The following is a 12,948-nucleotide window of genomic DNA, read 5'->3' on the forward strand; positions in this document are numbered from 1 at the left end:
CTCGGAAGCTTCGGAAGGACCGAACGCCCCATGCCCACACTCAGCGTCATCGTGTCCGGCCACGCCCCGCACAGCCGGCTGCGCACCTGCCTGGACAGCGTCACCGCCCAGACGGCGCCCGACCTCGACATCGTCGTCACCGTCCCCGACACCGACGGCCCCCAACGGGCGCTCGCCGCGCTCCACGAGGTGAGCGACCCCCGCGTCACCGTCGTCCCCGTCGCCCCGGGCGCCCCCGCCACCACCGCCCGTGCGGCCGCCGCCGACGCCGCGAGCGGCGCGTACCTCCAGTTCCTGCACCCCGCCACCGACCGGCTGCCCGACGGCGCGGCCACCGCCCTCACCGCCCGCCTCGACGCCCTGCGTGAAGCACCGGACGTCCTGCTCTTCGACCACCACCACGCCCACTGGTGGGACGACGCCGTACCCAGCGGCGCCACCGACCTCCTGGCCGAAGCCGGTGCCACCGTCACCCTCGCCGACCGCCCCGCCCTCCTCGACGTCGCGCCCCTCCTCGGCAACCGCCTCATCAGCGCCCGGCTCCTCGCCGACCACCCCGAGCTGATCGGCACCGAGGGGCACGACGAGCTGTACCTCTCGTACGCCGTCCTCCTCCTCGCCCGGCGCGTCACCGCCACCACCGCCGTCGGCCTGGTCCGCCACAAGGACCGCCCCACCCAGCGCCGCGCCGCCGGCCCCGAGCAGCACTTCGCCGCCTTCGGCCAGTACGAACGCCTCCACCAGCTCGCCCAGGCCGCCGCCGCGCCCACCGCCCTGCGCGCCCGGCTCTACGACCGGATGGTCGGCGACTACCTGGCCACGCTCGCCCGGCGCGACGAGCTGCCGCCCGCCCTGCTCACCGAGTACTTCCGGTGCGCCGCCCGCCACACCGCCCGCTTCCGCCCCGAGGGCCACCGGCGGCCCGGCGGCCTCGACGGCGTACGCCACGCCCTCCTCGGCCGGGGCGCCCACCTCGGCTACCGGCTGCTGCGCATCGCCAACGACAAGCGGCGCGCCGCCCAGGCCGCCGCCGCCACCCGCGCCGAGCAGGTCACGGCCGCCCGTACCCGCCACCGCTACCGCCGCGCACTGCGCCGGAGCGTCGACCAGGACCTCGCCGTCTTCTCGGCGTACTGGGGGCGCGGCGTCCACTGCAACCCCGCCGCGATCGCCGCCGAACTCGCCGAGCTGGCCCCCGACATCCACCAGGTGTGGATCGCCGCCCCCGACCGCGTCCCGCTGCTGCCGCCCGGCACCGACCACGTCATCCCCGGCACGCCCCGCTACTGGGACGTGCTGGCCCGCGCCAAGTACCTGGTCAACAACGTCAACTTCCCCAACGGCGTCGTCAAACGCCCCGGCACCGTCCACGTCCAGACCCACCACGGCACCCCGCTCAAGCGGATGGGCGTCGACCAGCGCGACTACCCGGCCGCCGCGCAGGGCCTCAACCTCGAGGCCCTGCTGGAGCGCGTCGACCGCTGGGACTACAGCCTGTCCGCCAACAGCCACTCCACCGAGACCTGGCAGCGCGCCTACCCGGCCGGCTACCGGACCCTCGACTACGGCTATCCCCGCAACGACATCCACTACCGCGCCACCGCCGCCGACGTCCGCACCGCCCGCGCCAAGCTCGGCATCGAGCCCGGCCGCCGCGCCCTGCTGTACGCCCCCACCCACCGGGACTACGAGGCGCGCTGGCGGCCCCGCCTCGACCTGCCCCGGCTCGCCGACGACCTCGGCGACGACACCGTCCTGCTCGTACGCGGCCACTACTTCCACAACCGGCTGCCCGGCCCCGTCCGCCACGACCGCGTCCTGGACGTCACCGGATACGACCCCGTCGAGGAACTCGCCCTGGCCGCCGACGCGCTCATCACCGACTACTCGTCGATCATGTTCGACTACGCCAACCTCGACCGCCCCATCGTCCTGCACACCGACGACTGGGAGACCTACACCGCCACCCGTGGCGTCTACTTCGACATCACCGCCGAACCGCCCGGCCACGTCACCCGCACCCAGGACGAGCTCACCGGCATCCTCCGCGACGGCACCTGGTGCGACGAGGCGGCGGCCAAGCAGCGCCACGACTTCCGGCTGCGCTTCTGCGAGTACGACGACGGGCGCGCCGCCGAGCGGGTCGTACGCCGTGTCTTCCTCGGCGAGGGCGAGGAGAGCCTGCCGCCCGTCCTGCCGCTGGAGCGGCGCACCCCCGCCCCCACGCCCGAGGAGGCCACGCGCCGATGACGACGCCCTTCCCCGACGTGACGGTCACCGTCATCGTCCACAACGACGCCGAACGGCTGCCGCGCGCCATCGCCTCCGTACGCGCCCAGACCCACCGCGACATCGAGATCGTCATCAGCGACGACCACTCGACGGACGCCACCCCGCAGGTCGCGGCCGAACTGGCCGCCCAGGACGACCGCATCCGGGTACTGCGGCTGGAGCGCAACAGCGGCGGTTGCGGCGCGCCCCGCAACCGGGCCCTGCAGACCGCCCGCGCGCCCTACCTGATGTTCCTCGACAGCGACGACGAACTGCCGCCCCGCGCCTGCGAACTGCTGCTCGCCGCGCACGCCGAGTCGGACGTCGACTTCACGATGGGCGCGGTGGAGCGGGTACGCACGGACACGGGTGACGTGTCGGCCTGGATGGCCCACCTGTTCGCCCGGCGGCGCACGGTGCGCGGCATCGAGGACGAGCCCCGGCTGCTGTTCGAGCCGCTGTCGACCAACAAGATGTACCGCAAGGAGTTCCTGGACCGGCACGCCCTGCGCTTCCCCGAGGGCGTGCACTACGAGGACCAGCTCTTCTCCGCGCAGGCCTACACCCTCGCCCGCGCCTTCACCGTCATCACCGAGCCGGTCTACCGGTGGTACATCGCCCCGTACGCCCCGTCGGGGGCGGCGACCATCTCCAACCGGCGCCACCTGATCTCCAACGTCCGCGACCGGGTCGCCATCGCCCGGCTGATCGACGAGTTCCTGGCGGGGCATGGGGTGTCGGACGCCGTACGGGAGGAGAAGGACCACAAGTTCCTCTCCCACGACCTGCGGCTGTACGCCGGTGACCTGCCCTACCGGGAGGTCGCGTGGGTCGAGGAGTTCGCGGCGGAGGTCCTCCCGTACCTGGCGGAACTGTCCGCCGCCGCCTTCCGGCGGATGCGGCGGGAGGAGCGGGTCGTGGTGGGGCTGCTGCGCGAGGGGCGGTACGAGGAGGCCCGGCTGGCCGCGCGGGGGCTGGGGCGGGGTGTCGGCCCGCGCGAGACGGTCACGGACGGGGACGGACGTACGTACTGGGGGAGCGCGCTGCCCCGGACGGAGGCGGGGCGGGACGACCTGGACCTGACGGAACTGGACCTGGCGGGATGCCCGTTCGGCTCCGCCCGGTTCCGGCACGAGATCACCCGGGTGGGGCGCGGCGAGGACGGCGCCGTGGAGCTGGGCCTGCGCACCTACGACCCGGGGCGGCGCCTTCCGCTCGCCCCGCTGCCGGCGCGCCTGCACGTCTCACCCGCCGGGCGGCGGCTGACCGTGCCGCTGCGGATGGACCCGGCGGGGCGGGGCGTCTTCGAGGGCACCGTACGTCTCGACGTGGCCGCCGCGTCGCTGCCCGCGCACGGTTTCCGGGGGGTGCGGCACCCAGTGCTGGAGGTCACCGACGGGCGCACGGGCAACACCGGCGTGCTGCTCGCCCCCCTGCACTTCCCGCCCTTCGAGGTCGCCGGGCCGGGCCGCCACCGCGTCACGGTCGAACCGGAGGGCCGGGACGCGGGACGTCTGCAACTGCGCTGGCAGCCGGGGGGAGTGGTGGGCCGGCTGCTGGGACCGGTGGTGCAGAAGGGCCCGATGCGACGGGCCGCGAAGGCGCTCGTACGCCGGTAGGGCGGGGCGTCCTGGTGGCAGGGCGCCGCCGCTGGAGCCCGCTTTGCGCTGGCCCGGCCCAGGTGGGACGTCGCTAAGCGCGTTGGCGCTCGGCACCCTCGGGCCACACCACGTCCACCGGCATGGCCGCCTCACGTGCCTCCTCGACGGTGTCCGCAGTGCCCCCGCCCTTACCGGAGGGTGGCTTACCGTCCCACACCGCGACCAGACGGTCCGCCCGCTGAAGCAACGTACGGTTCGCCGCCTCGTAAGCTTGGCGATTCGCGGCCTCATGCGGGAGGACGATGACCTCAGCTGCGGCCGCCACAAGACGGTCGAATGTCTCAGCGTGATCCGGTTTGACCTTCTTCTGCCGGTAATCCAGCGAGGGGATCACTACGACGAGACGGCCGCCGACCTCAAGCACAGCCTCGGCGAACAGCGAGTCGGAACCCTTCGCGATGCAAGAGATCCCGGTCAGTTCGTACCTGGCATAGGGCTTGAGATGCTCGCGCAGCGCGTCACGCACCAGCGGAATGCTGCTCTCGGACAGGTCCATGTGCCCGGTCACGGCGATGGTGGTCACGTCTCTCCCTCAGTTCGACACAGGTCGCGGATGATAGAGCGTGCCTCACTCGCCGCCCGGGACGCCCCGTGACCAACGGTGTACGGGTACAGCTGACCGAGCTGAAGTGACACTCCGTCAGCCCGGCCAAGTCCAGCGCGTTGACACCGCGTGCCCTGCCCTCATCCGTTAGCGCAGTTGGAGCACCATCACGTCGTACAGCGGCGAGTCAGGGAAGGGGAGCTTCTCGCCGACGCACTCGTAACCCCAGTTTTCGTACAGCGCGCGAAGACGCGGGCGCTCCCGGCGCACCAGCAGCTCCGCGCGTTTCTCCTGCCGGTGGCTCATCAGCTCGTCATGCATCAGGCGGGAGATTCCGCGCTTTCGCCACCTCTCGCGGAGCATGTTTTCGCACAGCTTGAATGTCGTCCCATCCTCGGCTGTGAATCCATAGGTGAAGCCCGCGACATCACTGCCGACTTCGGCCACGACACAGGCCCAGCCGCCGGCGGACGTGTGGGCTTCCAGCCGCTCTTCGAAACGCTCCATGGAGAAGAATCGATTTGTAGCGATATCGTCCGCGTATACGTCGGCGTATACGTCGGCGTATACGTCCAGGATCGTGCCACGGACCTCCGCTAGCCGCTCGCGGGTGTAGTAGCTGGTCGTCAGGAGATCTACGGTCATGTAGTCACCGCCTCGTATCGTTCCGAGAATTCCACCGCACCCGCCGCGCCTCGGCTGACGAGGTCTTGGCGCAGCTGCTTGAGGCGTGCGCCAATCCGGGGGCTGTTGACCTCGGGCAGAAGCGTGAGGGCGTCGCCTCCGACCGCTACAGCCTCATCCAAATCTCCGGCAGCCGCCAGGGCTCGGCCAAGCCTCACGTGGGCGGCGAACTGGTTACGCCTCAGGGGGGTCGACTGCACCACCCGCAGAGATTGGCGGGCTGCGTCCACGGCCTTCGGCCCTTGACTCAAGTCGAGGAAGCACAAGGCCACAGTGGCGGACAACTCACCGGCGTTGAAGAACCCGAGCCACTGTTCCGGCTTACTGGGCTCCCGGTCGAATTCCTGCTCTGCTCGGTGCAGAGCGGGAACACCAGCCCGCTTCGTTCCGAACTGCGTGCCCCTGGGCGACCCGGGTGTGCAGCAACGCGGTCTGCCGTCAGGGGTCGGCCACCCGGCGCACTCGCCGCAGAGGCCGGCGCCTCCGCGCAATACGCCCGGGTGGTTTGCCCGGCATACCCGTCAGCCGACCGTACGCGCTCACCTACCTTCAAGGCGTAGCCGTATGGCGACGCAGAGTGAGGGGGGTCAGGGGTGTGTTCGACATCCATGCGCCGACTGGCGGGCCCTCGCCTCGACAGCTCCGCCGCCGGCCATTCCTGGAGGATTCATGCCACATCCCGTCTCCCGCCTGCGCACGCGAGCCCTGGCCGTTGGGCTCGCGCTGGCCGCGACCGCGCTCGTGCCCTCGGCCCCTGCCGGTGCGGTCGATCCGTACGAGTGGGCCGCGTTGGGCGACTCGTACACCGCCGGCGGCTTCGTCGGCGATCCGCAGCCCGCGCTGGGTGACCCGTCGCGGGACGGCTGCGACCGCACCAGCGACGCCTACCCCGGCGTTGTCGAGCGGGAGCTCGCCGAGTTCCCACCGGGCAAGTACGTCAACCTCACGAACGTCAGCTGCGGCGCCGCCACCATCGCCAACATCGCCGACGTGGAGCAGACGCCGGTCAGCCCGGTTCAGCCTCCCGCCGAGTGGCCCGCGGTGGATCCGCAGATCATGAGGGCCGGCCTCAACGACCAGACCGACATCGTCACCATCGGCGTCGGCGGCAACAGCCTGCCCTTCGGCGGCATGCTCGCGAAGTGCCTCGAACTGGGCGCGAAGGGCAAGTCCTGCCGCGACTACTACACCAACCCGCCTGAGGGGGAGCAGAGCCTCGAGGACAAGCTCCGCCGGGTCGAGTTCGAGTACATCAATATGCTGGGAGGGGTGCACAACGCGGCGCCCGACGCCAAGGTGATCACGGTCGGCTACCCGGCTGTCCTGCCCGAAGAGGCCAGCGACTGCAACCGCCCTGCCCTCACCGAACTCGGGTCGATCACCCACGCCGACGTCGACTGGCTGCGTGACGACGTCCTCAAGCCGCTGAACGAAATTATCGAGCGGGTCACGTCGTTCTTCGATGACCGCTACGTCGACGTCTACTCCTCCAGCGTGGGCCACGACGCCTGCCAGCCCGCAGGCACCAAGTGGGTCGAGGGCATCTGCGGCGACGCCGAGGACTACTGGCCCGCGAGGCTCCCCAGCACGCTGCTGAACTGCGGCCTCATCAAGAAGCGCGCCACCCTGGTCCACCCCAACGCCGAAGGCCACGAAAACACCGCCGCCCACGTCGAACGAGCCATCCGCATCGCCCTCCTCGAACGCTGACCCGGCCGCCCGCCTTCCTAGCGCGGCGCCGGGAACAGGACCGCCCCCGACCCACCCATCGAGGGGGCCGGGCGGCGGTCCTCCAGGGGGATCACGGGCGGCAGGGCCGCCGGGTCCTCGCCCAGGAACAGGTGCCGCACGACCCGCTCGGCCGCGTAGCCGTCGTCGTACGGGCAGAAGCGCGCCCGGAACGCGGCACGCAGCTGCGCCGAGCGTGAGCCGCGCCAGTGGCCGGTGGTGAAGATGTCGATCAGCTCGTCCTCGGTGCGGGCGACCGCGCCCGGCGGGAAGGCCCGCAGGTCGAAATAGGTGCCGCGGGCCGCGTCGTACGCCGCCCAGTCCTCGGTGTGGACGACGATCGGCCGGTCCAGGCCCGCGTAGTCGAACATCAGCGACGAGTAGTCCGTCAGCAGCGCGTCCGACGCCAGGCACAGCTCCTCGACACAGCCGTGCCCGGAGACGTCGATGATGCGGGGGTTGCCCGTCCTGGCGAAGGGGGAGCCGTGCGTGGGGTGGGGGCGGGCGAGGATCACGTACCGGGGGCCGAGGGCGAGCAGCAGCCGTTCCAGGTCGAGCAGGTGCGGCTGGGGACGTACGTAGTCGCGGTGCGTGGGGGCGTACAGGATCGCCGTGTGGCCGTCGGGGACGCGCAGCGACTCGCGCAGCAGGGCGACGTCGGCGGCGGTGGCCCGCTGGAAGACGTCGTTGCGCGGCGAGCCGAACTCCAGGGTGCGGTAGGCGGCCGGATAGACCCGCTCCCACACCAGGCTGGAGTGGCGGTTGGCGGACACCAGCGCGTCCCATTTGTCGATGTTGCGCAGGAGCTGCGCGAAATCCATGTCCCGCGCGGCGGCCGGCCGGTACTGGAGGTCCAGGCCCATGTGCTTGAGCGGTGTGCCGTGCTGGGTCTGGATCAGCAGCTGGCCGCGCCGCTTGACCAGCCGGCGGTCGAAGTTGACGTTGTTGACCAGGTACTTGGAGCGGGCCAGCGCCGTCCAGTACGCCGCCGACCCCGGGCGCAGCCTCCGTGTCCCGGTCGGCACGGTGTGGAAATGCTCCGGCGTACATACCCAGGCGGTGCGCACGTGCGGGGCCAGCTCGCGCACCCGCTCCTCGATGGCGGCCGGACTGCACGCGTAACCCCGGTTCCAGTAGGCGGCGAACACCGCGCGGTCCGCGCGCAGCGGCAGGCACAGCTGGATCCGGTAGTGCAGCTGGAGCAGGGCGCCGCGCAGGGCCCTGGCCCCGGCGGAGGCGTACTGCCCGGCCTGCTTGTTGAGCGCGCGGGCGGTCATGATCGTGCGGTACGTGCGGTGGCTGCCGAGCCGGACCAGGGTGTGGCGCAGCCGCGTCGTGAACTTGGGCGTGGCGCCCCGGGTGCGGAAGCGGCGGTAGTGGCGGCGGGCGCGGCGGAAGAACTCGGCGCGGGTGCCGCGCGGGAGGCGGCCACGGGCGGTGAACACGGACGTGAAGTGGTCGGCCATGCGCCGGAACAGCACCGGCCGCCAGCGTGCCAGCTCGGGGCGCGCGTCGATGAATGCGAAGACCCGCTCGTACTGCTCGAACAGGTCGAAGTGCCTGAGGCTGGTGGTGCGCAGGATGGAGCCGGTGCGGCGCTGGCGGTAGTGGACGCAGACCCGGTCGAGCGTCGCGATCGACCCGGCGGCCATCAGCGCCGGGTACGTCCACGGGGTGTCCTCGTAGAAGCCGGGCGGGAAGGTGAACCCCTCGCGTTCGACAAACTCCCGCTTGTACGCCTTGTTCCACACCACCATCAGGACCTTCAGCAGCCCCGGTCGCTCGGTCAGCGGGAAGGGCGCCGGGCCCGTCTCGGCGAGGTGGCTGCGGAACTCGTGGCGTACCGTCTCCCCCGACCAGTAGACGCGGGCGTAGTCGTACACCAGGAGGTCGGGCGAACCGGTCTCCTTGAGGCGGTCGGCGATGGCCTGCAGGGCGCCCGGTACGAAGGTGTCGTCGCCGTCCAGGAAGACGATGTAGTCGCCGCTCGCGCGGGCGAGCCCGGCGTTGCGGGCGGGCCCCAGGCCGGCGTTCTCGGGCAGGTGGACGGCGACGACCCGGCGGTCACGGGCGGCGAACTCGTCGATCACCGCCCCGCAACCGTCGGGCGAGCAGTCGTCCACGGCGATCAGCTCCAGATCCTCGAAGGACTGGGTGAGCACCGACTCCAGGCACTCGTGCAGATAGGCCTGGACCTTGTACGCGGGGACGATGACGCTGAACCGGGGCATGGCCCGGGAACGTCGGATGAACCGACCGGGTTACGCCCGCCGTGGCATACGGGGGACGAGCGCTTCACTCATTTGACACTCATTTGACGGCGCCTGCCATCACCCCCGAGACGAACTGCCGCTGGAAGGCGAAGAAGACGGCGAGCGGTATCACCATCGACACGAACGCGCCGGGCGCCAGGATGTCGACGTTGTTGCCGAACTGCCGCACCTGCTGCTGGAGGGCGACCGTGATCGGCGGAGACTCGGAGTCGGCGAAGATCAGCGCGACCAGCATGTCGTTCCACACCCACAGGAACTGGAAGATGCCGAGCGAGGCGATGGCCGGGCCGCCGAGCGGCATGACCACCCGCGTGAACAGCCGGATCTCGCCCGCCCCGTCGAGGCGGGCGGCCTCCAGCAGCTCGCGCGGGATCTCCGCGAAGAAGTTCCGCAGCAGGAAGATCGCGAACGGCAGGCCGAACGCGACGTGGAACAGCACGACACCGAGCGTCGTCTCGAAGATCCCGACCGCGCCGAACAGCTTCGATACGGGTACGAGGGCCACCTGCACGGGCACCACCAGCAACCCGACCACCACCAGGAACCACCAGTCCCGGCCGGGGAACTCCATCCACGCGAAGGCGTACCCGGCGAGCGACCCGATCACGACGACCAGGACGGTCGCCGGGACGGTGATCAGGACCGTGGCGAGGAGGGAGCCGGTGATGGTGTCGTTGTCGAGGATGTTCGCGTAGTTGGCGGTGGTGAGCTGGGCGGGCGCGGTGAACACCGTCCACCAGCCGCTGGCGTTCATGTCGGCGGGGTCGCGCAGCGAGGACAGCAGCAGCCCGACCGTCGGCATCAGCCAGAACAGCGCGACGAGGACGAGGAAGACCCGCATGACCCCGCCGCCGGTCCGCGCGGCGAGGCGTGCGGCGAGGCTCCGCCGGGTGCTGGCGCTCATCGCCGGGTCTCCTTCCGTATGCGGCGGATGTTGCTGTGCTTGCCCGGGGGATGACCCCCGGACCCCCAGCAGGGAAGGAGGCCGGACTCCCGGCGGAAGGGGCACCCGCTCATCGCCGGGTCTCCTTCCGTATGCGGCGGATGTTGAAGAACATCACCGGGATCACCAGCAGGAGGAGGAGTACGGAGATGGCGCTTCCGACGCCGAGATGCGCGTCCGTGCCGAAGGACGAGCGGTAGAGCTGGAGCGCCAGTACGTTCGCGTCGTCCTGGACCGAGCCGGGCGCGATGATGAACACCAGGTCGAAGATCTTCAGAACGTTGATCATCAGGGTGACCAGGACGACCGCGAGGACGGGCGCGAGGAGCGGGACGGTCACCCGGCGGAAGACCTGCCACTCGTTGGCGCCGTCCACCCGGGCCGCTTCGAGGAGTTCGCGTGGCAGGCCGACGAGGCCGGCGGCGATCAGCACCATGGCGAAGCCCGCCCACATCCAGACGTAACTGCCGATGATGGCCGGGGTGACGAAGGACGGGCCGAGCCAGTCCACGCCGTTGTACTGCTCGCGGAAGTTGCTCTCGGGCAGCCGCAGATAGGCGCCGTCCGCCTCCTTGGGCAGGGAGAAGGTGCCGTCGGCGGCCGCCGTCGCCGTGGCGACGACCTTCCCGTCCTTGACCGCCTCCACCTTCAGGCCCTTCAGGCCCAGCTCCTTGGCGTCGACGGTGTTGGCCGTGCCGCCGCCGCCCCGGGTGAAGTCCAGCCAGGCGGTGCCCGTGACCTGGTCCTTCGCCGGCTCCAGGGCCCTCGCCGGCCTCGCGTCCTCCGGCATGTCCGGGGCCGCCACACCGATCAGCGGCAGCTGGGCGGGCGTACCCGCCCGTACCGGCTCCTCGGTGATGAACGCCCCGCCGCCCGCCGCCTTCAGCGGGTGCACCGGCAGCGGCCGGGCCTTCGGGTAGGTCGCCGACTCGGCGAACGTGTCGTGGACGCCCACCCAGACGGCGTTGGCGACGCCCCGGTCCGGGTCCTGCTCGTACACCAGCCGGAAGATGATCCCGGCGGCCAGCATGGAGATCGCCATCGGCATGAAGACGATCAGCTTGAACGCCGTACCCCACCGCACCCGCTCCGTGAGGACCGCGAACATCAGGCCGAGGGCGGTGGCGACGGTCGGCGCGACCACGACCCAGACGGCGTTGTTCTTGACGGCGGTCAGGATCGTGTCGTCGGTGAAGATCTCGACGTAGTTGTCCAGGCCGGCGAAACCGCTTCCCGCCTGGTCGAAGAAGGAGCGGTAGACCGAGTACCCGATCGGGTAGACCACGAGCGCGCCCAGCAGCACCAGCGCGGGCAGCAGGAAGCCGGCCGCGACGAGCTTGCGGGTGCCGGTGACGCTCTTGACGCTCTTGCGTGAACCCGGGGGCGCCGGCGGCGTGACCGCCGCGCCCCCCGCTGCCGGTGCGGTCATGGCGTCAGCTCTGGCCCTGGGACTGGCCCTTGAACGCCTTGGCTGCGTCGGCCTCCAGCCTCGCCTGCGTACCCGCGATGTCCTTCGGGTTCTTCAGGAAGTCCTGGAGCGCCTTCCACTCGCCCTTGCCGGGTGTCCCGCCGAACGACTGCGGCATCTGGTCCGACATGTCGAAGCGGAAGTCGTCACCCGCCGCGATGAGCGCCTTGCCGATGTCGCGCTGGACGTCGTTCGGGTACGCCGCCGGGTCCATCGCCTTGTTGGGCGAGATGAACCCGCCCTCGCCCGCCCAGATGCTCGCGGCGTCCGGTGAGGCCAGGAACGTCAGCAGCGCCTGGGTGGCGGGCTTGTCGGTCAGCGCCACCGCCACGTCACCGCCGGTCACCACCGGCGCCTCAGGGCCGACGGCCGGGAACGGGAACGCCTTCGCGTCCGTACCGATCTTCGCCTCGGTCTGGGCGATGTTGATCGAGACGAAGTCACCCTCGAAGACCATCGCGGCCTTGGGCGCGTCACCGCCGGTGAACGTCTGCGTCACGGACGCCGGGAACTCCGTCTGCAGCGCCCCCGCCGCGCCGCCCGCGATCAGGTTCGGCTTGCCGAACACCTCGGCGAGGGTGGTGAGCGCCTGCTTCACGGACGGATCGGTCCACGGGATCTCGTGCTTGGCGAGCTGGTCGTACTTCTCCGGCCCGGCCTGCGAGAGGTAGATGTTCTCGAACCAGTCCGTCAGGGTCCAGCCGTCCGCGCCTCCGACCGAGAAGGGCGTCACACCGGAGGCGGAGATCGTGTCGGCGGTGGTCAGCAGCTCCTTCCACGTCTTCGGCTCGGACACGCCCGCGTTCTCGAAGACGGCGGTGTTGTACCAGATCAGCGACTTGTTGGCGGCCTTGAAGTACACGCCGTACGGGGTGCCGTTCACCGCGCCGAGGTCCTGCCAGCCCTTGGAGTAGTTCTTCGCCAGCTGCGCCTTGGCCGCCGCGCCGGCCGGCTTGGCCCATTTCCGCTCCACGGCCTGGTGGAGCGCGCCGACCTGCTGGAGCATGGCGACGTCCGGCGGGGCACCGCCCGCGATCTTCGTACCGATGTAGTTGAGCATCGCGTCCTGCGTCGGTACGTAGGCGACCTCCGCCCCGGTGCGCTTCTCGAACTCGTCGAGGACCTTGGTGAACGCCTGCTGTTCCGGGCCCGTCCACACCGCCACGACCTGGACCTTCTGGCCGTCCAGCTTGGGCAGTTCGACGCTCGCCGCGCCGGTGTCCGTGTCCTTGCTCGGCCCGGAGCCGCCGTCGCCCTTGCCGCCGTCGCCGTCGGCGCAGCCGGCGAGGGCGAGAGCACAGGCGGCTGCCATCGCCATGGCGGCCCGTACCGAACCCCTGCGTGTCCTGCGTGTCCGAAGAGTTGTGCGCATCACT

The 12,948-nt window shown here is 70.9% G+C and carries 9 protein-coding genes; 3 read left to right on the top strand and 6 right to left on the bottom strand.

From position 1 onward, the window contains the following. Positions 1-30 precede the first annotated feature (30 nt). Both AMK26_RS00180 and AMK26_RS00185 read left to right on the top strand, forming a co-directional pair. Positions 31-2,250 carry a CDP-glycerol glycerophosphotransferase family protein gene (locus AMK26_RS00180; protein ID WP_073750514.1) on the top strand — a complete coding sequence of 740 codons (2,220 nt, stop codon included), beginning with the start codon at positions 31-33 and terminating at the stop codon, positions 2,248-2,250. Further along, on the top strand, positions 2,247-3,890 hold the full coding sequence (locus tag AMK26_RS00185) for a glycosyltransferase family 2 protein (protein WP_073750516.1): 1,644 nt from the start codon (positions 2,247-2,249) through the stop codon (positions 3,888-3,890). Before AMK26_RS00180 ends, AMK26_RS00185 begins: the two co-directional genes overlap by 4 nt. 73 nt (positions 3,891-3,963) lie before the next feature. Here AMK26_RS00185 and AMK26_RS00190 read toward each other — a convergent pair whose 3' ends face one another. Together AMK26_RS00190 and AMK26_RS00195 are read right to left on the bottom strand one after the other, a co-directional pair. Next, on the bottom strand, positions 3,964-4,455 hold the full coding sequence (locus tag AMK26_RS00190; RefSeq protein ID WP_073750518.1) for a hypothetical protein: 492 nt from the start codon (positions 4,453-4,455) through the stop codon (positions 3,964-3,966). 168 nt (positions 4,456-4,623) lie between these two features. Next, on the bottom strand, positions 4,624-5,121 hold the full coding sequence (locus AMK26_RS00195; protein WP_073750520.1) for a GNAT family N-acetyltransferase: 498 nt from the start codon (positions 5,119-5,121) through the stop codon (positions 4,624-4,626). 708 nt (positions 5,122-5,829) lie between these two features. Between AMK26_RS00195 and AMK26_RS00205 the strand changes: the two genes are divergently transcribed. Beyond that, positions 5,830-6,870, top strand: a complete 1,041-nt coding sequence (locus AMK26_RS00205; RefSeq protein ID WP_073750524.1) for an SGNH/GDSL hydrolase family protein — start codon at positions 5,830-5,832, stop codon at positions 6,868-6,870. A gap of 17 nt (positions 6,871-6,887) precedes the next feature. Here AMK26_RS00205 and AMK26_RS00210 read toward each other — a convergent pair whose 3' ends face one another. From AMK26_RS00210 to AMK26_RS00225, 4 genes are all read right to left on the bottom strand, one after another. After that, positions 6,888-9,119 carry a bifunctional glycosyltransferase/CDP-glycerol:glycerophosphate glycerophosphotransferase gene (locus AMK26_RS00210; RefSeq protein ID WP_073750526.1) on the bottom strand — a complete coding sequence of 744 codons (2,232 nt, stop codon included), beginning with the start codon at positions 9,117-9,119 and terminating at the stop codon, positions 6,888-6,890. Between the two features lie 79 nt (positions 9,120-9,198). Beyond that, on the bottom strand, positions 9,199-10,065 hold the full coding sequence (locus AMK26_RS00215) for a carbohydrate ABC transporter permease (protein WP_073750528.1): 867 nt from the start codon (positions 10,063-10,065) through the stop codon (positions 9,199-9,201). 109 nt (positions 10,066-10,174) lie between these two features. After that, the gene (locus tag AMK26_RS00220; RefSeq protein ID WP_073750530.1) at positions 10,175-11,533 is read right to left on the bottom strand and encodes a carbohydrate ABC transporter permease; all 1,359 of its coding nucleotides are present in this window, start codon (positions 11,531-11,533) and stop codon (positions 10,175-10,177) included. A 4-nt stretch (positions 11,534-11,537) separates the two neighbouring features. Next, positions 11,538-12,890, bottom strand: a complete 1,353-nt coding sequence (locus AMK26_RS00225) for an ABC transporter substrate-binding protein (protein ID WP_338015557.1) — start codon at positions 12,888-12,890, stop codon at positions 11,538-11,540. Between the last annotated feature and the right edge of the window lie 58 nt (positions 12,891-12,948).

The organism is Streptomyces sp. CB03234 (assembly GCF_001905885.1).
In the GTDB taxonomy this organism is placed as follows: Bacteria; Actinomycetota; Actinomycetes; order Streptomycetales; family Streptomycetaceae; genus Streptomyces.